The following is a 22,531-nucleotide window of genomic DNA, read 5'->3' as shown; positions in this document are numbered from 1 at the left end:
GGCGGCCCGCTGCTGGCTTTAGAACGGTGCGTCAGGTGCGCCGGCCTGGGCCTTGATTTTGCGGGCTTTGAGCGTGGGTTTTTCCGCCGCCACAGGAGCAGCGCTTTCGCTGTTGCTGCTTTCTGCGCCGGTTTGTTCTGCCGCATCCCGCAGCGTCTGGCGTACCGTGGCCTTGTCGCCGGCGCCGGCAAACTTGCTGTACTTGCCCAGCGTTGCCACCAGCTGGCCGTAAATACGTGGGTTCGCGGCCACGCATTCGCCGTGCTCCATGAAGTCGGCCTCCCCGGTGAAGTTGCCGATCAGGCCGCCGGCTTCGGTGACCAGCAGCGAGCCCGCCGCCACGTCCCAGGGCTGCAGGCCGGTTTCAAAAAAGCCGTCGCTGTTGCCGGTGGCCACATAGGCCAGATCCAGGGCCGCCGCGCCCGGGCGGCGCACGCCGGCGCACTGGCTCATCACTTCACCCAGCATATTGAGATAGGGTTTGAGTTTGTCGCCAGGGCGGTAGGGGAAGCCGGTGGAAATCAGGCTTTCCTGCAGGCGGGTGCGCTTGGACACGCGGATGCGGCGGTCGTTGACATAGGCGCCGCGGCCCTTGCTGGCGCTGTAGATGTCGTTGCGGTTGGGGTCATACACCACGGCTTGCTCAATCTTTCCGCGTACCGACAGCGCAATGCTGACGCAGTAAAACGGAAAGCCGTGAATGAAGTTGGTGGTGCCGTCCAGCGGATCGATGATCCACACCAGCTCTGAGTCTTTGGCACCGTGTTCGCTGCCCGACTCTTCGGCCAAAATGCCGTGGCCGGGGTAGGCGGTCAACAGGGTTTCGATGATCGCTGCCTCGGCGTTTTGATCTACTTCCGTGACGAAATCGTTGGTCTGCTTGAGTGAAACGCGAACCGCCTCGACGTCAAGTGCAGCACGGTTGATGATGGCGCCGGCGGCGCGCGCAGCCTTGATGGCCACGTTGAGCATGGGGTGTAGATTGCTGGACATAAATTGTAGGAAAGAGCGGGCAGGAGCTGCGACCCGGTAACCGGGGGCAGGCGACAATAAGCGCATTTTACAGACTTCCCCTCAAAGCTGCCCGCAAATGCTAGAAACTTCCGGGTTTCAGCGGTGCGAGGGGATTTATATATCCATGAAAACCCGATTTGTCCTGATCAACACCAGCCATGCCGGCAATGTGGGCGCCACTGCCCGCGCCATGAAAGTCATGGGCTTTAACGATCTGGTGCTGGTGGCGCCGCGCTGGGCCAATGTGCTCAATCGCGAGGAAACCATCCAGCGCGCCAGCGGCGCCCTGGATGTGCTGAAAAACGCCCGCATCGTGGCCACCCTGGATGAGGCGCTCGACGGCATGGAGCACCTGTGCGCCACGGCCATGACGCCGCGCGACTTTGGTCCGCCGACCAAGGCGCCCAGAGCGCATTTTGCCGACTTGCTTGGTAGCCCTGAATCACTATCAAATCAGGAGCTGACTGCGCCCGACCAGAAAGCGCTGAGGCCCGATTCGGTTGCTTTTTTGTTTGGCTCCGAGCGCTTTGGCATGCAAAACGACGATGTCTACCGCTGCCACGTGGCGCTGAGCATTCCGACCGACCCCAAGTTTGGCTCGCTCAATCTGGGCGCGGCGGTGCAGCTGGTGGCCTATGACTGGCGCCAGGCGCTGGGCGGCTTTGCGGTGCAGTCGGCTACCGCCGAGCCGCAGCTGGCCGATGCCGCGGCGGTGTCGGGCATGCTCAAGCACTGGGAGGAGGCGCTGACCGATATCGGCTTTCTGGATCCGGCTGCGCCCAAGAAACTGATGCCGCGCCTGAACCAGTTGTTTAACCGGGCCCAGCTCAGCCCGGAAGAAATCCACATCCTGCGCGGCATCGCCAAGGCCATGTCCAAGAGCGCCCTGCATAAAGCCTTGCCGGCTGCGGACAAAGCCGCTGCGCCTGCAGAGACGCCGGCCGGCCAGTAGACTTGCCGCATGTTTTCCAGACTTCGCTCCGATATCCAGTGCATTCTTGAACGCGACCCGGCCGCCCGCAGCGCCTGGGAAGTGCTGACCTGCTACCCCGGCCTGCACGCCCTGGTGCTGCACCGGCGCGCGCACTGGTGCTGGGTGCATGGCTTCAAATGGCTGGGGCGTTTCATCTCGCAGCTGGCGCGCTGGTTTACCGGTATTGAAATTCACCCCGGCGCACAAATTGCCGGAGGTGTGTTTATCGACCACGGCATGGGCGTGGTGATCGGGGAAACCGCAGAGATTGGCGAGGGCTGCACGATTTACCACGGCGTCACCTTGGGCGGCACTTCGCTGTACAAGGGCGCCAAGCGCCATCCAACTCTGGGCCGCAACGTGGTGGTGGGCGCGGGGGCGCAGGTGCTGGGCGGCTTTGTCGTCGGCGATGGCGCCCGCATAGGCTCCAACGCCGTGGTGGTCAAGCCCGTGCCGGCTGGCGCCACCGCCGTCGGCAACCCGGCCCGCATCATCCAGGCCGAAGCCGATGTGAAGCGCGAGCAGGCCGCCAGCCAGATGGGTTTTTCGGCCTACGGCGTGACGCAGAGCGACGATCCGCTGTCGCAGGCGCTGCGCGGCCTGATCGACAACGCCTCCGGCCAGGAGCACCAGATTGCGCTGCTGTGGCAGGCGATAGAGAACTTGTCCGGTCCGTCGGTGGCGGGCGGCCGGGATTGCGTGCCCAAGGATGCTGCGCGGGAAGAGTGCTTTGAGGCCGAGAAGCTGAACCAGCTGGTCGGCAAGTAAGCCTGGCTCGCCAGCTTGGCCGAGGCGAGATGCGCCGACTATCGATTTGATAGCTGTTGGCGCAGTTCCAGCAAGGGCTGCAGGCCTATTTGGCTTGAATTCAAGGCTTGGCCGTGCTCAGCAGCTGGCGGCCGGCCAGATTCAGCATCAGCGCCGTCAGGCCAAAGGTCCAGGGCGCGACCTGGTCTGAATGCCGGACCCGGTTGACCAGGCGGCCCAGTGCGGGCGCGGACACCGTCACCACATCGCCCACCACATGGGTGAAGCCCTGACCCGGGCCGTGCCGGTCTTGCGACGGCGCAAACATGGTGCCCAAAAAGAGCATCACGCCATCGGGGTATTGGTGGTTGGGGCCTATCACCTGCGCCACGATGTCCCGAGGGTCGCGGCTGATTTTTGCCATGGAACTGCTGCCGCGCAAGGCAAAGCCGTCGGGCCCATCCACTTTCAGGGTTAGCTCGCAGTTGCGCACCTCGTCGATACCGAAGTGCGCGTCAAACAGACGGATAAAGGGGCCGATGGCGCAGGAGCCGTTGTTGTCCTTGGCCTTGCCCAGCAGCAGGGCGCTGCGGCCCTCAAAGTCGCGCAGGTTGACGTCATTGCCCAGGGCCGCGCCGACGATATGCCCTTGGGCGTTGACGGCCAGCACCACTTCGGGCTCGGGGTTGTTCCAGGCCGACTTGGGGTGGATGCCGACATCGGCGCCGCTGCCGACCGCCGACAGCACCGGCGCCTTGGTGAAGATTTCAGCGTCTGGCCCAATGCCGACCTCCAGGTATTGCGACCAGGCGCCCCGGGCGATCAGCACCTGCTTCACCTGCTCGGCTTCAGGCGATCCGGGAACGATGCCGCTCAGCTTGTCGCCCAGAATGCTGCTCAACTCATGCCGGATGGCGTCGGCCCGGGTGGCGTCGCCGCGCGCTTGCTCTTCGATCACGCGCTCCAGCAGGCTGGCGACAAAGGTCACGCCGCTGGCCTTGACGGCCTGCAGGTCACAGGGAGCCAGCAGCCAGGGCCGGCTGGCGTCGCGCGAACTCTCATCGCTGTTGGCCAGCACCTCCGCCAGGCTGCCCAGGCGCGGCAAGCGCCCGGCTTGCAGCGCCGCCTGCAGGGCCTGAGCGGGCTGCTCCAGGTTGAGCAACTGGCTGCTGGTGGCGGCCAGCGGCGACACGTCATGCAGATGGCCCTGGGACACGAGGACCAGCGTCGGGCCTATGCCGGGTTGCCACAGGCGCCCTATCAGGGTGGCGCGCGCCGCATCGTCGGGCAGGGATTGGGCCAGGGTGGCAGGCAGCGGGAGTAGGGTTGAGTTCATGGGTTGTTTGAAGTGAGGCGTTCAGGAGGCTGTTGATAAACGGTAGATGCGCCTGGCGGTACCGCCGAAGAGGTTGGCGCGTTCGGCGGCGCTGAGGTGGGCGCTCAACTGCTGCGCCTCCTGCCACCAGTCGCCGTAGCTGCCGGCGAGCTCCAGTACCGGCCAGTCGCTGCCCCACATCACGCGGTCCGCGCCGAAGCTGGCCAGCACATGTTCGCCCCAGTGGCGTGCCGCGTCGGGCCTGGGCTGCGGGCCGGCTTCGGTCAGCAGTCCGGAGAGCTTGCAGACGGCGTGGGTCTCGGCGGCCAGGCGCGCGAGTTGGTCGGCCCAGGGCTGCCACTGGCCGGCGGCAATATCGGGCTTGGCGGCGTGGTCTATCACCAGGCTTAGCTTGGGGTGGCGCGCGGCCAGGGTCAGGAGGCGCGGCAGGTGGACCGGCTTGACGAGGGCGTCGAACACCAGGCCATGGGCCGCCATGGCCTGCAGCGCGGGGCTCAGGGCGGCTTGCAGTATCCAGTCGGGATCGGGGATGTCTTGCAGCATGGGGCGCAAGCCCTTGAGCAAGGGGTATTGGTGTGCCAGCGCTGAGATACGGTCAGCTGCGTTGGTGGCCAGCAGGTCGACCCAGCCGACCACGCCGAGTACGCCGGGCCCATCAGGCGCCTGGGCTTGCGCCTGCGCCAGCAGAAAAAGGGTTTCGGCTTCGGTCGGAGCGGCCTGCACCAGCACGCCGCCGCTGATGCCCAGCGCTTGCGACTGGGCTTGCCAGTCGGCCACGCTCACGTCGCGGTACAGCGGAGCCAGCGCGGGGTTGAGCCAGCCGTAGTCGCCGCGCGCGATCTGCCAGCTGTGAAAGTGGGCGTCAATCATGCGGCGCCGCCGGGCGTGGGTGCCGCGTCGGGCAGCAGCCGTGCCTCGCGCAGGGCTTGCCAGAAGGTGGAGGGGATGGGGTGCCGCATCATGGCGAGGCCGTCTTCCCATTCGGCCACATGGCGCGCGCCCAGCATGACGATGTCGACCGCAGCATGCGCCGCCGCAAACTGCAGCGCGGCGGCGCGCAGGGGTACGTCATGGATGGCGCAAATGGCTTCGATCTGCCGGGTGCGGTCCAGCCAGTCGCCGGAGGCCGGCGCGTAGTTGAAAGTGGCCTGGCCGTTTTGCGTGCCCGTGGCCAGAATGCCCGAATTGAACACGCCCCCCAGGGCAATGCGCACCCCGCGCTGCAGGCACAGGGGCAGTAGTTCGGGCAGGGCGCTGTGGTCCAGCAGGCTGTAGCGTCCGGCCAGCAGCAAGGCGTCCAGATCCGCATGGCGCAGCACGTCCAGCACCACCTGGGTGTCATTCACGCCCAGGCCGACGGCGCGAATCAGCCCCTCGTGCTTGAGCTGCTGCAGCGTGGGCAGCGTTTCCTCTATCACCTGGCGGAGCACGGCCGGGGCCTGTTCGCCATGATTGGCGCGGTCCAGGTCATGCACGTAGACCACATCCAGGCTGGCCAGGCCCAGGCGTTGCAGGCTGTCCTCTATGCTGCGCCGCGTGCCGGCGGCGCTGTAGTCCCAGTGCTGGTCGAAGGGCAGTACGTCCACATAGCCGTGCTGCTCGCGCGCCGCGTCGGGGTTGGGCGTGAGCAGCCGGCCGACCTTGCTGGACAGGGCATAGCTGTCCCTGACGTGAGGGCGCAGGGCGTCACCCAGGCGCCGCTCCGAGCGGCCGTGGCCGTAATGCGGTGCGGTGTCAAAGCTACGGCAACCGCTGGCCCAGGCCGCTTCCAGCAGGGCTTGCGATTGTGCGTCGCTGACCACGGAAAACAGGTTGCCCAGGGCGGCGCCGCCCAGGCCCAGGCGCAGGTTGCCATCCAGGCAAGAAGGAAAGAATGAGTTCATCGTCAGGGTTTTTACCGTTAAACAGTCAGCATGTTATGACTAACATGTCAGTACGTAAACACGGTAAAAACCCGTGAATCCTTGTGACGGCACCTTAAAAAGGGGGCATCACAAGCTGACAAGCCTGACTTTTATTTTGATTGCCCGCCGTGCTGAAAAACCTGCCTTCTCTGCTGACTCCCGATGCGCTGCATGCCTTGGCGAGCATGGGGCATGGTGATGACGTCGCCATCGTCGATGCCAACTTTCCCGCCGCACGCCTGGCCGCCCAGGGGGGCGCTCGTCTGGTGGAACTGGCGGGTGTGGATGCGCCCGCAGCGCTGCAGGCCGTGCTGCAGCTGCTGCCCGTGGACACTTTCCTGGCCGATCCGGTTCGGGTGATGGAGGTGGTGGGCGATCCGGCCGCCGTGCCCTTGCCCGTGCTGCAATTCAAGTTGCTGTTGGCCGAGGCGGGCGAGGCGGCGCCGACCGGCTTGGTGCGCGAGACTTTTTACGCTCAGGCGAGCGCGGCCTTTGTGATCTTGCGCACGGGGGAGCGACGCACTTACGGCAACATCCTGCTGCGCAAGGGCGTGGTGTCGGGGGCAGTGACATGAGCAGCCCCGTGCGCGTGCCTTCCACCAGCCTTCGGGCTCAGGCCTACGAGAGCTTTCAACAGCAAATTGTCCAGGCCAATATCCATCCCGGGCAATTCATTTCACAGCGCGAGCTGATGCAGCTTTTGGGTATGCCTCTGGGCGCCGTGCGGGAACTGATTCCGCGCCTGGAGGCCGAAGGCCTGCTGCACACGGTGCCGCAGCGCGGCCTGCAGATTGCCCATGTCGATCTCAAGCTGATCAACAACGCCTTTCAGCTGCGGCTGCTGCTGGAGCGCGAAGCGGCCATCCGATTCACGACCAGCGTTTCCGACGCCGACCTGCTGGCGATCGAGGAGGCGCACCTGCAGATCGTGCGGCGCGCGCGCAGCGGCACCATTGACGACAGCCTGCTGTCGGATGCCACCATGGTCGACTGGGGCTTGCATGACCTGATGATTGACGCCTCCAACAATGAGCTGATCTCGGACGTGTACCGGATCAACAGCCTGCGCGTGCGCCTGATCAAGCTCGAAGGCACGACGCTGAGCGCCGATGTGCTGCTGCCCGCCATGGAAGAGCACCTGTGGTTTATCGACGCGCTCAAGCAGCGCGACCCGGTGGCGGCGGCGCAGCGCATTACCCATCATATTGAGAGTGCGCACCGGCGCGTACTAGGACTGCCGCGGCCCGAAATGCCGTGGTCTTTGGAGACCTTGAAGTGACTTCTCTTTCCCCTTCGCAAGCCTTTCGCGGCATCTGGCCCGCCATGCTGACCCCTTTGAACGAGGACCTGAGCATCGATCATGCCAAGTTCGCGGCCCATGCCAGTGCGCTGATACGCGCGGGCTGTGGCGGCGTCACGCTGTTTGGCACCACGGGCGAGGGCGCCTCGTTTTCCATGGCCGAGCGGCGCGAGGCGCTGGAAGCTATGGTCCGCCACGGGGTTCCGGCAGCGCAGATCATGGTGTCGACCAGTTGCGCGGCTCTGCCCGAGACGCTGGAGTTGACGCGGCATGCCGTGCAGATCGGCGTGCATGGCTGCCTGATGCTGCCGCCCTTTTTCTTCAAGGGCGTGTCCGACCAAGGCATCATCGACTGCTATTGCCAGGTGATAGACGGTGTGGACGATGCCAGGCTCAAGATCTACCTGTATCACATCCCGCAGGTCAGCGGTGTGAGCCTGTCGCACCACGTGATAGATACGCTCAAAAAGCGCTACCCCGAGACCATTCTGGGCATCAAGGACAGCGCCTGCAGCACCGCGCATTCCGTCGGTCTGGCCGAGAGTTTCATGAAGGACCTGACGGTTTACGTCGGCTATGAGCCTGACCTGCCGGAAATGGGCAGGCTCGGCAGCACGGGCGCGATCAGCGGCCTGGCCAACTTCATGCCGCGCCTGGTCCACCGCCTGGTCACGCTGCCCGATGCGCCGGCCACGCCCGCAGACCGGCAGCGCGCCATTGACCTGATCGGCCTGCTGGGCGACTACTCCTTGATGCCGGCCCTCAAGGGCATCATGGCCATACTGAGCGGCGACCAGGCCTGGCTGCGTGTGCGGCCTCCGCTGGTGGCCTTGAGCCCGGCACAATTCACGGCGCTGGAGGCGGCGATTCGCGCCTTTGGCGTGGAGCGGGTGTCTGACTAAGGCGATATCCGACCGGGCCGGTGGGTGATAGGCTTCACCGTCAATTTTTGGCAATCCATGAACGATAAAAAAGGAGACAACATGACAACTTCCCTGATTCGCCGCAGCTTGCTGGCCACCGCTTCCGCCGTGGTCCTGATGGGCGCGCTGCTGTCCACCGCACAGGCGCAGAACAAGGTGCTCTTGCGCGTTTCGACGCCGGCCGTTCCCGATGACTGGCACGCCAAGATGTGGACGGTTTTCAAGGACAACCTGGAGAAAAGCGCGCCCGGCGAATTCGATGTGCAGATCAACCTGAACGCCTCGCTGTTCAAGCAGGGCACCGAGCCCACCGCCATGGCCCGCGGCAATCTTGAGTTGTCTTCCATCTCGGCCTTTGACATTGCCAAGCTGGTGCCTGAGTTTTCGATTTTCACCGCCGGCTACATCGTGCGCGACCCGGACCACCAGCAAAAGGTGTTCAAAGGCCCCATAGGCGCGGAAATGTTCAAAACCGTGTCGGAAAAAATGGATGTGACGCCGCTGTCCACCGTCTACCTCGGCACCCGCCAAGTCAATCTGCGCGAGGCGCGCACCGTGAAGACACCTGCCGACCTCAAGGGCATCAAGTTGCGCATGCCCGGCTCCAAGGAATGGCTGTTCCTGGGTGAAGCCCTGGGCGCTACGGCCACACCGCTGGCTTTTGGCGAGGTCTACCTGGGTCTGAAGACCGGCACCATTGACGGCCAGGACAATCCTCTGCCCTCGATACGCGCTGCCAAGTTCTATGAGGTGACCAAGCAGATCGTGCTGACCAGCCATCTGGTGGACGGCATCTTCATTGCCATTTCCAACAAGGCCTGGAACGCCATGAATCCAGCGCAAAAGCAAAAGGTCAAGGCGGCTGCCGAGGCTGCGTCCAGCTACAACAACGAGAACCGCATCAAGGAAGAGGCTCAGCTGGTGGACTTCTTCAAGCAGCAAGGCCTGCAGGTCACCACGCCGGATGTGGATGCCTTCCGCAAGTCGGTGCAGACCACCTATCAGAACTCCGACTACGCCAAGGTCTGGCCCAAAGGCCTGGTTGAGCGCATCAACGCCACCAAGTAACGCTGACAGGCCTCATCCCCATGAAAACCTGGCCTCAAAAAGCCGCCAATGCCATTGGCGGCGGACTGTTCCTGACCCTGTTCATCGTGTTCGTGATCCAGGTCACGGCACGCTTCGGCTTCAACAAGCCGATGGCGTGGACCGACGAAGCCGCCGTGATCCTCTATGTCTGGGTCATCCTGTGGGCGGCGGCCGTCGTGGTACCCGAGCGTGAGCATGTGGTGTTCGACCTGGTCTGGAACAGCGTCAGCCGGCGCGCCCGGCAAGTGATGCAAATCGTCGGCAACCTGCTGATAGGCGGCTTGGCGCTGTGCGGCATTCCGGCCAGCTGGGACTATGTGCACTTCATGGCGCGTGAAGGCACCCCCGTGCTGGGTCTTTCCTTTATGTGGGTGTTTTTACCTTTTGTGCTGCTGCTGGTGGCGCTGGTTGTTCGCTCTGCGTGGGCCATCTGGAACGCGATTCGGGGTATTGGTCTTGAAGCGGAGCTGCGTATATGACATCCGGAATTCTGGTTTTGGTTTTGGTCCTGGTGGCCGGCATGTTGCTGCGCATGCCCATCGGTTTTTCCATGGTGGTCTCCGGCATTGCCTACCTGATGGTCAAGGGTCAGGACGTAGGTCTGGTGGCCGAGCAGATTGGCAATGGTTTGTACAACAGCTATGTGCTGCTGGCGGTGCCGCTCTTCGTGTTTGCCGCCAACATCATGAATGCCGGCACGGTCAGCGAGCGGATTTTTGACTTCTGCCGCATCCTGGTCGGACGCGTGCGTGGCGGCCTGGCCCAGGTGGACATTCTGGTCAGCGTGGTGTTTTCGGGCATGAGCGGCAGCGCCATTGCCGACGCCGCCGGACCCGGCCTGGTCACGATTCGCCAGATGCTGAAAAAGCCGGAATACACACGCGGCTTTGCCGGTGCCGTGGTGGTCGCCAGCGCCACCCTCGGGCCCATCATTCCGCCGTCGATTCCCATGGTGATTTACGCCCTGGTGTCGGGCGCCTCGGTCGGTGCGCTGTTTTTGGGCGGCGTGGTACCGGGCTTTTTGATGGCGTTCTTGATGATGGGCGTGGTGCATTTCATTGCCGTCAAACGCAATATGCCGCGTGAGGACAAGATTCCGCTGAAGGAATGGCCGGCCATCATCTATCGCGGTGCCCTGCCGCTGTCCATGCCCATCGTGCTGTTGGGCGGCATTTACTCCGGGATTTTCACGCCGACCGAAGCCGCCGCCGTGGCCGCTTTTCATGCGCTGGTGCTGGCAGGCGTGATCTATCGCGCGCTGACCTGGCGCACTTTCTGGGGCGTGGTGCTGGAGTCGACCCGCGGCAGTGCAGTGATCACCATGATTCTGGCCGGCTCCTTCATGCTGAATTACGCCTTCACCGCCGAAGGCGTGCCGCAGGCCATGGCGATGTGGGTCGACAGCATGCACTTGTCGCAGATCAAGTTTTTGCTGCTGGTCAACGTGATGTTCCTGGTGCTGGGCTGCTTTTTGGATGTGTCGGTGCTGCTGCTGGTGTTTGTGCCCATGCTGCTGCCCGCCGCCAAGCTGCTGGGCGTGGACCTGGTGCACTTTGGCGTGCTGGTGGTGCTCAACATGATGATCGGCCTGATTCACCCGCCGTTTGGCATGCTGCTGTTCGTGACCAAGGCGCTGACCGGTATTCCGATTGGTGAAATGATGAAGGAGGGCTGGCCCTTTCTTGCCATGTTGCTGCTGCTGTTGCTGGCCATGACCTTTTTCCCGCAAATCGTGCTGTGGCTGCCGCAGACCATGGGTTACGGAGCGAAATAAGTGACGCTTGATGACACTGCGGCCTCCGGTGAACACGCTGACGTGGTCTGCGTCGCCAGCTGGAACGCCGACCTGATCTCCAGGGTGGCACGGCCTATCGAACGCGGTGAGACCCTGATGGCCAGCGCCTTCAGCATCAGCCCGGGCGGCAAGGGCAGTAATGCGGCTGTGGCGGCGGCCCGCCAGGGTGCGCGCGTGGCCCTGATTGCCCGTATCGGGCAGGATGATTTTGGCCGCATGGGGCTCAAGCTCTGGCGGGACGAAGGCATTGCCACGGAGCAGGTGGAGCAGGTCGCTGACGAGCCCAGCGGCGTGGCGCAGATTCTGGTCTACGACGATGGCGACAACAGCATTGCGGTGTTCCCCGGCGCCGGCGCGGGCCTGGGCGCGCACCATGCCGAGGCGGCGCGCCTCTTGCTGTCGCACTGCCGCGTGGTCATGGCGCCTTGCGAGGTGCCACTGGCGGTGACTGAGCGGGCCTTTGCCATTGCGCGGGAGGCCGGCGCCAAAACGGTGCTGAACCCGGCGCCTGCGCGACCTTTGCCGGACGCGCTGCTGGCCCTCACCGATGTGCTGACGCCCAACGAGAGCGAACTGCTCCTGCTGGCCGGGCTGGATGCCGGCGCATCGACCGACGCCGCTGCGCAAGTGTTGATCGCGCGCGGTGCGGCCGCGGTGCTGGTGACGCTGGGTGGGGCGGGTTGCCGGCTGTACCAGGCCGGACAGGCGCCCTTGAGCTTGCCGGGACGCCGCATGGCGGTGGCCGACACGATTGGTGCCGGCGACACCTTCACGGGTGCGCTGGCGGCGGCGCTGGCCCGGGGCGAGGCATTGCCGGCGGCCATGGAGCTGGCCAATGCGGCGGCGGCCTTGTCGGTGACCGGCCACGGCGCCATCGGTGGCATGCCAAGTTTGGCGCAGGTGCGGGCCTTGCTGGCCGCCCCTGAATCTGAGTGAACACGGGGAAGGGTTGAGCGCCATGACTGAAGCATTGAATCAAGCCGCGGCGTCCGCCGGACAGTCTGGCGTGTCCCGCGTGATTCGCCTGCACCGCGATGACGACGTCGTCATTGCGCGGGTCCAACTGGTGTCGGGCAGCACCATCTCGGAAGAAGGCCAGGACGGTGTGAAGGTAGTGGGCTTGATCCCGCCCGGCCACAAGATGGCGGTGCGCGCCATAGAGGCCGGCGCGCCGGTGCGGCGCTACGGCCAGATCATCGGCTTTGCCAGTCAGGCCATACTGCCCGGCCAGCATGTGCACAGCCACAACCTGGCCATGGGCGATTTCGCGCGTGACTACGCGTTCAGCCAGGATGCCGTGGCAACTGCTGCCGCTGCAGCGCCGCTGACGTTCATGGGCATCGTGCGCGCGGACGGCCGGGTCGCCACCCGCAACTACATAGGCATCCTCACCTCGGTTAATTGTTCGGCCACGGTGGCACGCGCCATCGCCGACCATTTTCGGCGCGACATTCACCCCGAGATGCTGGCGCCATACCCCCAGGTTGACGGGGTGGTGGCGCTCACGCACGGCCAGGGCTGTGCCGTCGATGCCGAGGGCGAAGGACTGGCGGTGTTGCAGCGCACCCTGGGCGGCTATGCCTGCCATCCCAATTTTTCGCATGTGCTGGTGGTGGGGCTGGGCTGCGAGACCAACCAGATTTCCCAGCTGCTGGCCACGCAGGGCTTGACGCAAAGCGCGCAGTTGCGCAGCTTCAGCATTCAGGATGCCGGCGGCACGGCCAAGGCGGTGGCGCAAGGCATTGCTTGCGTCAAGGACATGCTGGCGCAGGCCAATGCCGCCCAGCGCCAGCCGGTGCCTGTCAGCCATCTGGTGGTGGGCTTGCAGTGCGGCGGCTCTGATGGTTACTCCGGCATTTCTGCCAACCCGGCGCTGGGCGCGGCGGTTGACTTGCTGGTGCAGCATGGTGGCACCGCCATCCTGTCGGAAACCCCTGAAATTTACGGCGCCGAGCATCTGCTGACGCGGCGTGCCGTCACGCCTGCCGTGGGGCAAAAGCTGGTGGACCGCATCCACTGGTGGGAGGCGCATTGTGAGCGCCATGGCGCGCAGATGAACAACAACCCCTCGGCCGGCAACAAGGCCGGCGGCCTAACCACGGTGCTTGAAAAATCACTGGGCGGCATTTCCAAGGGCGGCAGCACCAATCTGGTCGAGGTCTACGAGTACGCCATGCCGGTGAGCGCACGCGGCCTGGTGTTCATGGACACGCCGGGCTACGACCCGGTCTCCGCGACCGGCCAGGTGGCCGGCGGCGCCAACATGATCTGCTTCACCACCGGGCGCGGTTCGGCCTATGGTTGCGCGCCGTCGCCCTCGTTAAAGCTGGCCACCAACACCGCCTTGTGGGAGCGCCAGTCGGATGACATGGATTTCAACTGCGGCCCCATCGTGGACGGCACGCTGTCGATTGCGCAGGCCGGCGCGGCCTTGTTCCAGCTGATGCTGGACGTGGCCTCAGGCACGCAGACCCGCAGCGAGCTGCACGGCTACGGCCAGAACGAGTTCGTGCCCTGGCAGCTGGGCACCATCACCTGAGGTGTTTTTAGATGAAATATGGCCCTGGCCCAATGGGGGCGGGCGCAGATAGCTATTGAATTGATAGTGGCGTGGGGATTTTGAGGTCCGAGCAGCCGCGCCACGCTCAATGATATGCTATCAATTAAATAGCTTTACGCCCTTGATTTGCAAGGGCTAGAGGCTGTTTTTATGGGTTTTTCAGACCGTCTTGGGCCGTTGCGCGGCTTTGGGCCGGAAGGCCTTGCACACCGCGTCGTCGGTTTCCAGGTAAGGCCCGCCTATCAGGTCTATGCAATAGGGTACAGCGGCAAAAATGCCGGGCACCAGCGATTCACCGGTGTCGCTCTTCAAGCCTTCCAGCGTCTCGGCAATCGCCTTGGGCTGGCCGGGCAGGTTCAGGATCAGGCTCTGCTCGCGAATCACCGCCACCTGGCGCGACAGGATGGCGGTGGGTACAAACTTCAGGCTGATCTGCCGCATCTGTTCGCCAAAGCCGGGCATTTCCTTGTGCGCCACGGCCAGGGTGGCTTCTGGCGTCACGTCGCGCAGTGCCGGGCCGGTGCCGCCGGTCGTCAGCACCAGTGAGCAGCCGGCCTCGACCAGTTCGATGAGCGTGGCGCTGATGCCGGCCTGTTCATCGGGAATCAGGCGCTCTTCAAAGGTGATGGGGTTGCGCAGGGCACGCGTCAGCCAGTCCTTCAGGGCCGGCAGGCCTTTGTCGACGTAGACACCGGTGGAGGCGCGGTCGCTGACCGAGACGATGCCGATCTTGACGGACTCAAACGCGCTCATGCGTCGGCTTCCTTGCTCATCGCCTGTTTGACCAGCTGGAAAATCTCGCGGTAGGACTTGCCGTGACGCGGCGCCTCGCCGGGTTTTTCGGGCGTGGCGTCTTTGCGCGCCTGGCGGATCAGGGCGCGCAACTGCTGCGAGTCGGTGTCGGGGTGTTCGGTGAGCCAGGCGCCCAGCGCCTCGTCGTCGGCAACCAGCTTGTCGCGCCATTGTTCGGCCAGGTGCAGCATCAGCGTCAGGTCGGCCGAGCCATTGGCCTGCTCGTCGATGGCGGCGCGGATAGGCGTCATGTCCAGCGGCCGCATTAGCTTGCCGATAAATTGCATCTGGCGGCGTCTGCCCTCGAAGTTGGTGATGCGCTTGACCTGTTTCAGCGCGTCCAGCAGCTTTTCGGGCAGGTCTAGCCTCGCCATCAGGTCGGCACGCAGGGTTAGCAGCGCTTCGCCGAGCGCCTGTTTTTCATCGGCCTCGGCCTTGAGTTGGGTCTTACTGGGCGGGCCTACTTCTTCCAAAGCAATTTCTTCGGGTTTAACGAATCGGCCGTTGGACCAGTAGCCCTTAATAGGCTTGGGAGTCTTGTTGTTCATAGCAGTCAGTATCATAGCTACCCATATGACCCAAAAACCCTCTGCCCGTTCAGCAAGTAATGCTTCTCGCCTTAAAACCAGCCAACCAGAGGCCGGTTTCAGCTTTCATCGTGACTTTTTTGAGGATTTGGTGGACACGGCGCTGAGCCACGCCAAAAAACTGGGCGCCAGCGATGCGGCGGCCGAGGCCTCCGAGGGCTGCGGCCTGTCGGTCAGCGTGCGCAAGGGCGAGCTCGAAAACGTCGAGCGCAATCGCGACAAGTCGCTAGGTATCACCGTTTATGTGGGCAAGAAGCGCGGCAACGCGGCGACCAGCGATTTTTCAAAAGCGGCCATCAAGCAGACGGTGAAAGCCGCCTACGACATCGCCCGCTTCACCGCCGAAGACGAAACCTCCGGCCTGCCCGATGAGCGCGACATCGCTCGCGACTATCCGGCGCTGGACCTGTTTTATCCCTGGTCCATCAGTTCGGAAGAGGCCGCTCAGCTGGCGCTGCAATGCGAAGCCGCCGCCATGGCGACCTCCCGCCTGATCACCAACAGCGAAGGCGCCGGCGTATCGGCCCAGCAAAGCCATTTTTTCAGCGCCCACACCAAGGGTTTTCGCGGCGGCTATGCCAGCTCGCGTCACAGCATCTCGGTGGCGCCGATTGCCGGCAAGGGCAGCAAGATGCAGCGCGATGCCTGGTACAGCTCCATGCGCGATGCCGCCGATCTGGCCCGTCCTGAGGCCGTCGGCCGCTATGCCGCCGAACGCGCCTTGGCACGCCTGAAAAGCCGCAAGATTCCCACCACGCAATGCCCGGTGCTGTTCGAGTCGCCCTTGGCTGCCGGCCTGTTGGGTGGTTTTGTGCAGGCGGTGAGCGGCGGTGCGCTTTATCGCAAGAGCACGTTTTTGCTCGACAGCCTGGGCAAGCCGGCTTTCCCCAAGCACATCGACATTCATGAAGATCCGCATGTGAGCAAAGGCAAGGGTAGTGCCCCCTTTGATGAAGAGGGCGTGTTCACCCAGGCGCGCAAGGTGGTGGATGCCGGACGGGTGGAAGGTTACTTTCTGAGCACTTATTCGGCCCGCAAGCTGGGCATGCGCACCACCGGCAATGCCGGCGGCTCGCACAACCTGACGCTCACCAGCCGCAAGACGCGCGCCGGTGACGACCTGGACGCCATGCTGCGCAAGCTGGGCACCGGCCTGTTTGTGACCGAGCTGATGGGCCAGGGCGTGAATTACGTGACCGGCGACTATTCGCGCGGTGCTTCCGGCTTCTGGGTGGAAAACGGCGAGATCGCCTTTCCGGTGGAGGAAATCACCATTGCCGGCAACCTCAAGGACATGCTGATGGGCATTCAGGCGGTGGGCGCCGATGCCTATAACTACGGTGCCAAAACCGTGGGCTCGGTGCTGATCAACCGCATGAAGGTGGCGGGCAGCTGATCTCACCCTGAGGCATGACTTCTGAAGTTCTGGCCCTGCTGGCTGCCGCCTGCTGGGCCTCATCGAGCTTGTTCTCCGCTGCGGCCTCGGGCCATATGGGGGCTTTTGCCTTCACCCGCTGGCGCATGGCTTTTGCCAGCCTGGCGCTTTGGGCCGCGGCCCTGGCTGGCGGTGGCTGGCAGGCGCTGACAGGCGAAAGCGTGGCCTTGCTGGTGGCATCGGGGCTGGTGGGTATTTTTATCGGCGATACCGCCTTGTTCGTTTGCATGAACCGCCTCGGTCCGCGCCGCTCCGGCGTCCTGTTCGCGACCCATTCGCTGTTTTCTGTCGTGCTGGCCTGGCTCTGGTTGGATGAGCGGATTGCGGGCTGGCAGCTGTTGGGCTGTGCCCTGCTGGCCGGCGGGGTGATGACGGCCATTGCGCTGGGCAAACGTGAGGGCGAGTCGCACCAATGGGAGCGCACGCAGGGCCGGCTGGCCATAGGCATTGCCTTTGGGCTGCTGGCGGCACTCGGCCAGGCGCTGGCGACGCTCATGCTCAAGCCCCTGATGAGTAGCGGTGCCGTCGATGCCATCACGGCCTCCGCCGTGCGCATGAGCGCAGGTTTTGGCGCCCATGCGCTGCTCTGGTGCTTGGGCTTGTCGATTACGCGGCTGAAACAGCCCTTGCGTCGGCAGGATCTGCTCAATACCTTTGCCAGCGCCGGCGTGTCCATGGTGCTGGGCATGACGCTGGTGCTCAAGGCGCTGGAAAGCGGCAGCGCCGGCATTGTCGCCATGCTGTCCTCGGTCTCGCCAGTATTGCTGCTGCCGCTGCTCTGGGTGGTTTACCGCCGCCGCCCGGCACTGGGCGCCTGGTGTGGCGCCGTGCTGGCGGTGGCAGGCTGCGCCCTGATATTTGCCCGCCTTTGAGGTGGCCGGCAAATCTCTGGCGCTCTTTCTTTAGGCGCCGGTTTTAGCTCGCCAGTGCGGCCTTGACGGCGGCCGATACCTGGCCCATGTCGGCCTTGCCGGCCAGTTGGGCTTTCACCGCGCCCATGACCTTGCCCATGTCGCCGGGGCCGCTGGCGCCCAGTTCGGTCACGATGGCTTTGACGGCGGCCGTGACTTCTTCGGCGCTCAGGCGGGCTGGCAGATAAGCCTGCAGTACCACCATCTCGCTCGCTTCCTTGTCGGCCAGGTCTTTGCGATCGGCCTTTTGGAAGGCTTCTATCGAATCCTTGCGCTGCTTGATCAGCTTGTCGACGATGGCGACCACGGCCACGTCGTCCAGCACCACGCGCTCGTCAACTTCCTTTTGCTTGATCGCCGCCAGCAGCAGGCGAATCGTGCCCAGGCGCTCGCTGTCCTTGGCGCGCATGGCGGTTTTCATGTCTTCGGTGATTTGTTCTTTGAGTGTCATGGCGGGCTCCTGAAGGGGGCGGAAAAAGGTAATTGACTATAGGGCTGGCGTGAAAAACAAAAAAGCCCGCAGAGCGTCCTCTTGCGGGCTTGTGCTGCCAGAAGGCTGTACGGATTAGTACAGTTTCTTGGGCAACTGCATGGCGCGAATGCGCTTGTAGTTACGCTTGACGGCAGCTGCCTTCTTGCGCTTGCGCTCGGCCGTTGGCTTTTCGTAAAACTCGCGGGCGCGCAGGTCGGTCAGCAGGCCGAGTTTTTCGATGGTGCGCTTGAAGCGGCGCAGTGCCACGTCGAAGGGTTCGTTATCTTTTACGCGAATGGTGGTCATTGATGAATTGATCCAAAAGGTGCACCTTAATTGATCTGATCAGGATCAGGCCAGGTGCGGGTTTGCTAGCAAAGCCTAAGATTATAGCCGAGGAATTTGGCTCCCGCGCTTATGGCTGTGCCGCTCGTCAGGAATAGCGCGCATGATGCGCGTTTACCCCAGGAGTAATCAGGCCTAGCTCGGCTTGGGTCGGCTATTGTAGCGGCTCAGGCCGCTTGTGCCTCATGGCGTACTGCCAATGCTTCGGCGCAGGCAAAGGCCGAGGCCCAGGCCCACTGGAAGTTGTAGCCGCCCAGCCAGCCGGTGACATCGACGATTTCGCCAATGAAATACAGGCCGGGCTGTTTGGACTCCATGCTTTGCGAGGACAAATCGCGGGTGTCAACGCCGCCCAGCGTGACTTCGGCCTTTTTGTAGCCTTCGGAGCCATTGGGCGTGAGCTGCCAATCGGCCAGGCCTTGCGCCAGTGCCAGCAAGGCCTTGTCGGTGGCGTCGCTGATGGGGCGCTGCAGCGCCGGGTCCTGGCCGACCCAGGCGTCGGCCAGGCGGCTGGGCACCAGGGCGGCCAGCTCGTTGGCCACCAGTTTTTTTGACGTGGCCTTGGCGCGCAAGAGCGTGGCGGGCAGATCCACGCCGGGCGCGAGGTTGATGCGAATCACCTGGTTTTCGCGCCAGAAACTGGAGATTTGCAGCACCGCCGGGCCGCTCAGGCCGCGGTGGGTGAACAGCAGGTCTTCGGCGAAAACCGTGGCTTTTTTGCGTTGTTTGGGGCTGGCGTCAGGCGGGCCGGTTTCTATCAGCACCGGCAGTGCCAAGCCGGCCAGCTGGGCATAGGGCGCCCAGCCCTCGCCGTCAAAGGTCAGCGGCACCAGGCCGGCGCGCGGCTCCACCAGGCGCAGGTCGAATTGTTTGGCGATGCGATAGCCGAAGTCGGTGGCGCCGATTTTCGGGATGGACAGACCGCCGGTGGCGATCACCACCTGAGTTGCCTCGATCAGCCCGCGACTGCTCTCGATCTGGTAGCTGCCAGTGCCCGTCTGCTCCGGGCCTATCATGCTTTTGATGCTGCAAGGCTGCCAGCGCGTGACCGAGCCGGCGACGCACTCGGCCAGCAGCATGTTGATCACGTCTTCGGCCGAATGGTCGCAAAACAGCTGGCCCTTGTGCTTTTCGTGAAAGGCGATGTTGTAGCGCTGCAGCAGCTCGATAAAGTCCTGCGGTGTGTAGCGCGACAGGGCGGAACGGCAAAAGTGCGGGTTCTCGCTGAGGAATTGCGCCGGGGTGGCACCGTGGTTGGTGAAGTTGCAGCGGCCGCCGCCCGAGATGCGGATTTTTTCCGCCACCTTCTCGCTGTGATCCAGCAGCAGCACCTTCAGGCCGCGCTGGCCGGCCTGGCCGGCGCAAAACAGCCCGGCCGCGCCCGCGCCCACCACCACCACATCAAATTTATGCATCAAACAAGCCTCTAGTCCATAAAAGACGGGCGCTGGCAGCTATGAAAAACATAGTGTCCCGGCGCGTCTTTTGAACCGGCGAGTGTAGCCGCGCAAGGCGCACCAGCGCTTGCGCCAGGCGGCAAAACCTTACTGCTTGACGATGACCGGATGAACCGTGAAGACGTTGGCAGTCTTGGTGTTCACCGTGATGCGCACCCAGTGAATCATCGGGCTGCCAAAGGTCTGCAGGCGGGTCAGATTGGCCAGCAGCTTGGTCGGGCTGTAGAGCGGCTTGTCCAGCTTGAAGAAATGGGTGTCGCCATGCACCAGCAGGACCTGGCCGGGGAATTGTTCCGTTTCGGCGACCACGCTGCTGATGAAGTTGCGGTAGCCGCTGACGCCCGGCGCCTGGCTTTCGTCCAGGTCTTCGGTTTCCGGCAGGTCAAAGCCCGGGTCGGCCTGGAACACCAGCACCAGGCCGGGCGCTTTTTGCGCCTTGGCGGCCTGGAAGGCTTGCTGCATCCAGCGCACATTGGCGGCGTCGCGCTCCAGGTACTCGGCGTTGCTGGCCTCGCACTGTTCGGCGCTGCGTGCGCTCTTGTGGCTGCAGTCCTTGTCGTTGAGGATTTTGTTGTTGTTGCTGCCGGGGAGGTTGAGGGTGGCAAACACAATGCCGCGGTGGCTGAAACGCGTGTTTTCGACAAACTTCTCGCCCGGCTGGCCCTGGTGGATCAGCGGCATTTGGCGCTGGCCCAGGCTGCTTGTGGTCGGGAACATGGTTTTGCGCAGATAGGTCAGGCGCTCCAGGCCGTCGTAGCCGCCGTTGTTCAGGCGGTGGCAGTCGGTCCACTCGTTGTCGCCGGGTACATAGACCACGGGCTTCTTCATCTGGCCGAACATGGTCAGGGCCGAAGCGTAGATGTCATCGGTGCATTTGGAACTGCCGTCTTTGATGTCGCCGTCGTAAATCGAAAAGGCGATGTCGGAGCGGTTGATGCTTTTCAGCAGCGCCGGGATTTTCGGGTCGTCGCCGGCTTTCTGGTAAGGCATGTCGCCCCATAGGCCGAAGGAAAAGCTTTGCGCCTGGGCGCAGCTCAGGCTGAGCGCCAGCAGTGCGCCGGCCAGGATACGGTTTGACATGGAAAGGCTCCGGTTGAACAAGCGCCAGCGTAGTCAGGCGCCGTGACAGGGCCGTGACAGGGTGTTGATGGCGGCGCATGGCCTGCGCCGCCGGGTTGCTCAGGCGGCGCGAACCGCGTCCGGGTGCGCCGCCGCCAGTGCCAGGCTGCCGATCACGTCGCCAACAACGATGATGGACGGGCTGGCCAGGCCGGCCGCCTGGATTGCCTGGGCCAGCTCGCCCAGCGTGGTGGTGAGGTGGCGCTGGTCGGGCAGCGAGGCGTTCTGGATCACGGCGACCGGCGTGGCGGCAGGCAGGCCCATCAGCAACTCTTGCTCGATGTGGCTGGCGCCGCTGACACCCATGTAGATCACCAGTGTGAGCCGGACGCTGTGGGCGGTGGCGGCGAGCTGCCGCCAGTTGGTGCCGGCATCGCCGGGCTTGGCGTGGCCGGTGACAAACACCACGCCGTGCGCGTGCTGGCGGTGCGTCAGCGGCACGCCCAGCGAGCTGACGGCGGCCAGGCCGGAGGTGATGCCGTTGACCACCGCTACCGTGATGCCGGCCTGCTGCAGATGCTCGACTTCTTCGCCGCCGCGGCCAAAGATGAAGGGGTCGCCGCCCTTGAGTCGCACCACGGTCTCGCCCTGCTGCACGGCGGCGATCATGAGCTTTTCGATGAAGGCCTGCGGCGTGCTCTTGCAGCCGCCGCGCTTGCCCACGTGCACGATGCGGGCGTCGGGCCGGGCATAGGCCAGCACGGCCTCGTTCACCAGGTCATCGACGAAGAGCACGCTGGCCGCGCCTATCGCCTTGACGGCCTTGAGGGTCAGCAGCTCGGGATCGCCCGGGCCGGCGCCCACCAGGGTGCAAGGGCCGGCGCTGCGCTGGCCGTGGTCGGGAGGCGTGGAGGTGTTCATAGTCGGTCTGCCAGTTGCTGGATGTGGAGAACCTGCTGGGCGATGGCGGCCGGCAGCGGCAGCTCGCCGGCCAGCACCTGTCGCGTGTAGCGAACGGTGCTGTCTATATCGATGTCTTTGGGCAGGCCGGCCACTTCGGCCAGGGTGCCGGGCTGCTGCGCCTGCAGCGCGATGCGCTCGCCGCGCACAAAGCCGTCGATCTGCGCGGTGCGGCGCGGGTCTGACACCACCTCGCCCTCCAGTCCGCGCGACAGCAGGGCGCTGGCGCCCGTCAGCTCGAAGGTGGCGGCCATGGTGCGGGCGTATTCCGGGTGGGTGTAGCTGCTGACGACGATGCAGGGCCCCAAGGTGGGCTGCAGCAGCTTGACCACGCTGTGGCCCGGGTTGCGCAGGCCGACCACGCGGCGCACGTCCAGCAGGCGTTTCAGGCCGGGCAGCAGCAGTTCGGTCGGGGCAAACAGCACTTCGCCATTTGCTATTTTTTTAATAGCTGGTGGCGCTTTATGGTCAAGCGCTTCAAGCACATTTGATGCCAAAACCCGACTGGATTCGGTGGCCGTGCCGTGCACCAGCACCGGCAGTCCTTGGCGCGCTAGCAGCAGCGCCAGCAGCGGGGTCAGCACCGGCAGCTTGCGTGCGCCGTTGTAGCTGGGCAGCACCACCAGCGGCCGGTCGGTGGCGGGGATGGGCGTGAGTCGCGCATGGGTGGCATCGAGAAAGCCCGCCAGTTCTTCGGGCGTCTCGCCCTTGATGCGCATGGCCAGGCAAAAGGCGCCGATTTCAAGGTCGGTCACGGTGCCGTCAAGCACCTGGCCGAAGAGGTCAGCGGCCTGTTCGCGCGTCAGCGGCTTGGCGCCGCGCGAGCCGCGACCAATTTCCTTGATGTAGTGGCTAATTCCCATGGCTTTAAT

At 64.1% G+C, this 22,531-nt stretch carries 24 protein-coding genes; 12 read left to right on the top strand and 12 right to left on the bottom strand.

Going from position 1 to position 22,531, the window contains the following annotated elements:
* Window positions 1-18 precede the first annotated feature (18 nt).
* Window positions 19-993, bottom strand: coding sequence for an inositol monophosphatase family protein (locus BM160_RS02185; RefSeq protein WP_091999721.1), 975 nt, complete (start codon window positions 991-993; stop codon window positions 19-21).
* 145 nt (window positions 994-1,138) lie between these two features.
* Between BM160_RS02185 and BM160_RS02180 the strand changes: the two genes are divergently transcribed.
* Window positions 1,139-1,966: an RNA methyltransferase gene (locus BM160_RS02180; RefSeq protein ID WP_091999719.1), complete on the top strand. Its 828-nt coding sequence runs from the start codon at window positions 1,139-1,141 to the stop codon at window positions 1,964-1,966.
* Between the two features lie 9 nt (window positions 1,967-1,975).
* Entirely contained in the window at window positions 1,976-2,755 is a 780-nt protein-coding gene (gene cysE, locus BM160_RS02175) for a serine O-acetyltransferase (RefSeq protein ID WP_091999716.1), read from the top strand.
* A 100-nt stretch (window positions 2,756-2,855) separates the two neighbouring features.
* On the opposite strand, the gene BM160_RS02170 is transcribed toward cysE, so the two are convergent.
* From BM160_RS02170 to BM160_RS02160, 3 genes are read right to left on the bottom strand one after another with little or no spacing between them, the layout of a single operon-like run.
* Entirely contained in the window at window positions 2,856-4,070 is a 1,215-nt protein-coding gene (locus BM160_RS02170; RefSeq protein WP_091999713.1) for a fumarylacetoacetate hydrolase family protein, read from the bottom strand.
* Between the two features lie 21 nt (window positions 4,071-4,091).
* Window positions 4,092-4,940, bottom strand: a complete 849-nt coding sequence (locus BM160_RS02165; RefSeq protein ID WP_091999710.1) for an amidohydrolase family protein — start codon at window positions 4,938-4,940, stop codon at window positions 4,092-4,094.
* Window positions 4,937-5,953, bottom strand: a complete 1,017-nt coding sequence (locus BM160_RS02160; RefSeq protein ID WP_091999707.1) for an aldo/keto reductase — start codon at window positions 5,951-5,953, stop codon at window positions 4,937-4,939. Before BM160_RS02160 ends, BM160_RS02165 begins: the two co-directional genes overlap by 4 nt.
* 149 nt (window positions 5,954-6,102) lie before the next feature.
* Here BM160_RS02160 and BM160_RS02155 point away from each other — a divergent pair, with 149 nt between their 5' ends.
* The 8 genes from BM160_RS02155 to BM160_RS02120 all read left to right on the top strand — a co-directional run bounded on the left by BM160_RS02155 (window position 6,103) and on the right by BM160_RS02120 (window position 13,620).
* Complete coding sequence (locus BM160_RS02155; RefSeq protein ID WP_092000419.1) at window positions 6,103-6,549, top strand: RbsD/FucU family protein; 447 nt, start codon at window positions 6,103-6,105, stop codon at window positions 6,547-6,549.
* Window positions 6,546-7,253 carry a GntR family transcriptional regulator gene (locus tag BM160_RS02150; protein WP_091999705.1) on the top strand — a complete coding sequence of 236 codons (708 nt, stop codon included), beginning with the start codon at window positions 6,546-6,548 and terminating at the stop codon, window positions 7,251-7,253. Before BM160_RS02155 ends, BM160_RS02150 begins: the two co-directional genes overlap by 4 nt.
* Window positions 7,250-8,176, top strand: a complete 927-nt coding sequence (locus tag BM160_RS02145) for a dihydrodipicolinate synthase family protein (RefSeq protein ID WP_091999702.1) — start codon at window positions 7,250-7,252, stop codon at window positions 8,174-8,176. Before BM160_RS02150 ends, BM160_RS02145 begins: the two co-directional genes overlap by 4 nt.
* 81 nt (window positions 8,177-8,257) lie before the next feature.
* A complete protein-coding gene (locus BM160_RS02140) occupies window positions 8,258-9,265 on the top strand; it encodes a sialic acid TRAP transporter substrate-binding protein SiaP (protein ID WP_092000417.1) in 1,008 nt (335 codons plus the stop codon).
* A 20-nt stretch (window positions 9,266-9,285) separates the two neighbouring features.
* A complete protein-coding gene (locus BM160_RS02135; protein ID WP_091999700.1) occupies window positions 9,286-9,765 on the top strand; it encodes a TRAP transporter small permease in 480 nt (159 codons plus the stop codon).
* A complete protein-coding gene (locus BM160_RS02130; RefSeq protein ID WP_091999697.1) occupies window positions 9,762-11,060 on the top strand; it encodes a TRAP transporter large permease in 1,299 nt (432 codons plus the stop codon). Before BM160_RS02135 ends, BM160_RS02130 begins: the two co-directional genes overlap by 4 nt.
* Window positions 11,061-12,017, top strand: a complete 957-nt coding sequence (locus tag BM160_RS02125; RefSeq protein ID WP_091999694.1) for a ribokinase — start codon at window positions 11,061-11,063, stop codon at window positions 12,015-12,017. It abuts the gene before it with no gap.
* A gap of 22 nt (window positions 12,018-12,039) precedes the next feature.
* A complete protein-coding gene (locus BM160_RS02120; RefSeq protein WP_091999691.1) occupies window positions 12,040-13,620 on the top strand; it encodes a UxaA family hydrolase in 1,581 nt (526 codons plus the stop codon).
* A gap of 180 nt (window positions 13,621-13,800) precedes the next feature.
* On the opposite strand, the gene mog is transcribed toward BM160_RS02120, so the two are convergent.
* Both mog and yjgA read right to left on the bottom strand, forming a co-directional pair.
* Complete coding sequence (gene mog, locus BM160_RS02115) at window positions 13,801-14,394, bottom strand: molybdopterin adenylyltransferase (protein WP_091999688.1); 594 nt, start codon at window positions 14,392-14,394, stop codon at window positions 13,801-13,803.
* Window positions 14,391-14,981 carry a ribosome biogenesis factor YjgA gene (gene yjgA / locus BM160_RS02110; protein ID WP_255368563.1) on the bottom strand — a complete coding sequence of 197 codons (591 nt, stop codon included), beginning with the start codon at window positions 14,979-14,981 and terminating at the stop codon, window positions 14,391-14,393. The genes mog and yjgA overlap by 4 nt, the downstream gene beginning before the upstream one ends.
* A gap of 25 nt (window positions 14,982-15,006) precedes the next feature.
* On the opposite strand from yjgA, the gene pmbA reads away from it, so the two are divergent.
* Both pmbA and BM160_RS02100 read left to right on the top strand, forming a co-directional pair.
* Window positions 15,007-16,416, top strand: coding sequence for a metalloprotease PmbA (pmbA, locus tag BM160_RS02105; protein WP_091999680.1), 1,410 nt, complete (start codon window positions 15,007-15,009; stop codon window positions 16,414-16,416).
* Window positions 16,417-16,430: 14 nt separating this feature from the next.
* Window positions 16,431-17,327: a DMT family transporter gene (locus tag BM160_RS02100; RefSeq protein ID WP_091999677.1), complete on the top strand. Its 897-nt coding sequence runs from the start codon at window positions 16,431-16,433 to the stop codon at window positions 17,325-17,327.
* 43 nt (window positions 17,328-17,370) lie between these two features.
* Here BM160_RS02100 and BM160_RS02095 read toward each other — a convergent pair whose 3' ends face one another.
* The 6 genes from BM160_RS02095 to ybiB form a co-directional block, all read right to left on the bottom strand.
* Window positions 17,371-17,817: a GatB/YqeY domain-containing protein gene (locus BM160_RS02095; RefSeq protein ID WP_091999673.1), complete on the bottom strand. Its 447-nt coding sequence runs from the start codon at window positions 17,815-17,817 to the stop codon at window positions 17,371-17,373.
* 114 nt (window positions 17,818-17,931) lie between these two features.
* The gene (gene rpsU / locus BM160_RS02090) at window positions 17,932-18,144 is read right to left on the bottom strand and encodes a 30S ribosomal protein S21 (protein ID WP_011484193.1); all 213 of its coding nucleotides are present in this window, start codon (window positions 18,142-18,144) and stop codon (window positions 17,932-17,934) included.
* Between the two features lie 206 nt (window positions 18,145-18,350).
* Window positions 18,351-19,598: a BaiN/RdsA family NAD(P)/FAD-dependent oxidoreductase gene (locus tag BM160_RS02085; RefSeq protein WP_091999670.1), complete on the bottom strand. Its 1,248-nt coding sequence runs from the start codon at window positions 19,596-19,598 to the stop codon at window positions 18,351-18,353.
* A gap of 129 nt (window positions 19,599-19,727) precedes the next feature.
* Window positions 19,728-20,720 carry a metallophosphoesterase gene (locus BM160_RS02080; protein WP_091999666.1) on the bottom strand — a complete coding sequence of 331 codons (993 nt, stop codon included), beginning with the start codon at window positions 20,718-20,720 and terminating at the stop codon, window positions 19,728-19,730.
* A 99-nt stretch (window positions 20,721-20,819) separates the two neighbouring features.
* Window positions 20,820-21,620 carry a uroporphyrinogen-III C-methyltransferase gene (gene cobA, locus BM160_RS02075; protein WP_091999663.1) on the bottom strand — a complete coding sequence of 267 codons (801 nt, stop codon included), beginning with the start codon at window positions 21,618-21,620 and terminating at the stop codon, window positions 20,820-20,822.
* A complete protein-coding gene (ybiB, locus tag BM160_RS02070; RefSeq protein WP_091999660.1) occupies window positions 21,617-22,522 on the bottom strand; it encodes a DNA-binding protein YbiB in 906 nt (301 codons plus the stop codon). The genes cobA and ybiB overlap by 4 nt, the downstream gene beginning before the upstream one ends.
* Window positions 22,523-22,531 lie beyond the last annotated feature (9 nt).

The organism is Polaromonas sp. OV174 (assembly GCF_900112285.1).
Classification (GTDB): Bacteria; Pseudomonadota; Gammaproteobacteria; order Burkholderiales; family Burkholderiaceae_C; genus Polaromonas.
This window is presented reverse-complemented; position numbering and strand designations above follow the sequence as displayed.

Excerpts from the sequence above, each read along its gene's own strand:
- BM160_RS02185 (WP_091999721.1), bottom strand. The coding sequence starts at position 993 with ATGTCCAGCAATCTACACCCCATGCTCAACGTGGCCATCAAGGCTGCG.
- BM160_RS02180 (WP_091999719.1), top strand. The coding sequence starts at position 1,139 with ATGAAAACCCGATTTGTCCTGATCAACACCAGCCATGCCGGCAATGTG.
- cysE (WP_091999716.1), top strand. The coding sequence starts at position 1,976 with ATGTTTTCCAGACTTCGCTCCGATATCCAGTGCATTCTTGAACGCGAC.
- BM160_RS02170 (WP_091999713.1), bottom strand. The coding sequence starts at position 4,070 with ATGAACTCAACCCTACTCCCGCTGCCTGCCACCCTGGCCCAATCCCTG.
- BM160_RS02165 (WP_091999710.1), bottom strand. The coding sequence starts at position 4,940 with ATGATTGACGCCCACTTTCACAGCTGGCAGATCGCGCGCGGCGACTAC.
- BM160_RS02160 (WP_091999707.1), bottom strand. The coding sequence starts at position 5,953 with ATGAACTCATTCTTTCCTTCTTGCCTGGATGGCAACCTGCGCCTGGGC.
- BM160_RS02150 (WP_091999705.1), top strand. The coding sequence starts at position 6,546 with ATGAGCAGCCCCGTGCGCGTGCCTTCCACCAGCCTTCGGGCTCAGGCC.
- BM160_RS02140 (WP_092000417.1), top strand. The coding sequence starts at position 8,258 with ATGACAACTTCCCTGATTCGCCGCAGCTTGCTGGCCACCGCTTCCGCC.
- BM160_RS02135 (WP_091999700.1), top strand. The coding sequence starts at position 9,286 with ATGAAAACCTGGCCTCAAAAAGCCGCCAATGCCATTGGCGGCGGACTG.
- BM160_RS02130 (WP_091999697.1), top strand. The coding sequence starts at position 9,762 with ATGACATCCGGAATTCTGGTTTTGGTTTTGGTCCTGGTGGCCGGCATG.
- BM160_RS02120 (WP_091999691.1), top strand. The coding sequence starts at position 12,040 with ATGACTGAAGCATTGAATCAAGCCGCGGCGTCCGCCGGACAGTCTGGC.
- mog (WP_091999688.1), bottom strand. The coding sequence starts at position 14,394 with ATGAGCGCGTTTGAGTCCGTCAAGATCGGCATCGTCTCGGTCAGCGAC.
- yjgA (WP_255368563.1), bottom strand. The coding sequence starts at position 14,981 with ATGAACAACAAGACTCCCAAGCCTATTAAGGGCTACTGGTCCAACGGC.
- pmbA (WP_091999680.1), top strand. The coding sequence starts at position 15,007 with ATGACCCAAAAACCCTCTGCCCGTTCAGCAAGTAATGCTTCTCGCCTT.
- BM160_RS02100 (WP_091999677.1), top strand. The coding sequence starts at position 16,431 with ATGACTTCTGAAGTTCTGGCCCTGCTGGCTGCCGCCTGCTGGGCCTCA.
- BM160_RS02095 (WP_091999673.1), bottom strand. The coding sequence starts at position 17,817 with ATGACACTCAAAGAACAAATCACCGAAGACATGAAAACCGCCATGCGC.
- rpsU (WP_011484193.1), bottom strand. The coding sequence starts at position 18,144 with ATGACCACCATTCGCGTAAAAGATAACGAACCCTTCGACGTGGCACTG.
- BM160_RS02085 (WP_091999670.1), bottom strand. The coding sequence starts at position 19,598 with ATGCATAAATTTGATGTGGTGGTGGTGGGCGCGGGCGCGGCCGGGCTG.
- BM160_RS02080 (WP_091999666.1), bottom strand. The coding sequence starts at position 20,720 with ATGTCAAACCGTATCCTGGCCGGCGCACTGCTGGCGCTCAGCCTGAGC.
- cobA (WP_091999663.1), bottom strand. The coding sequence starts at position 21,620 with ATGAACACCTCCACGCCTCCCGACCACGGCCAGCGCAGCGCCGGCCCT.
- ybiB (WP_091999660.1), bottom strand. The coding sequence starts at position 22,522 with ATGGGAATTAGCCACTACATCAAGGAAATTGGTCGCGGCTCGCGCGGC.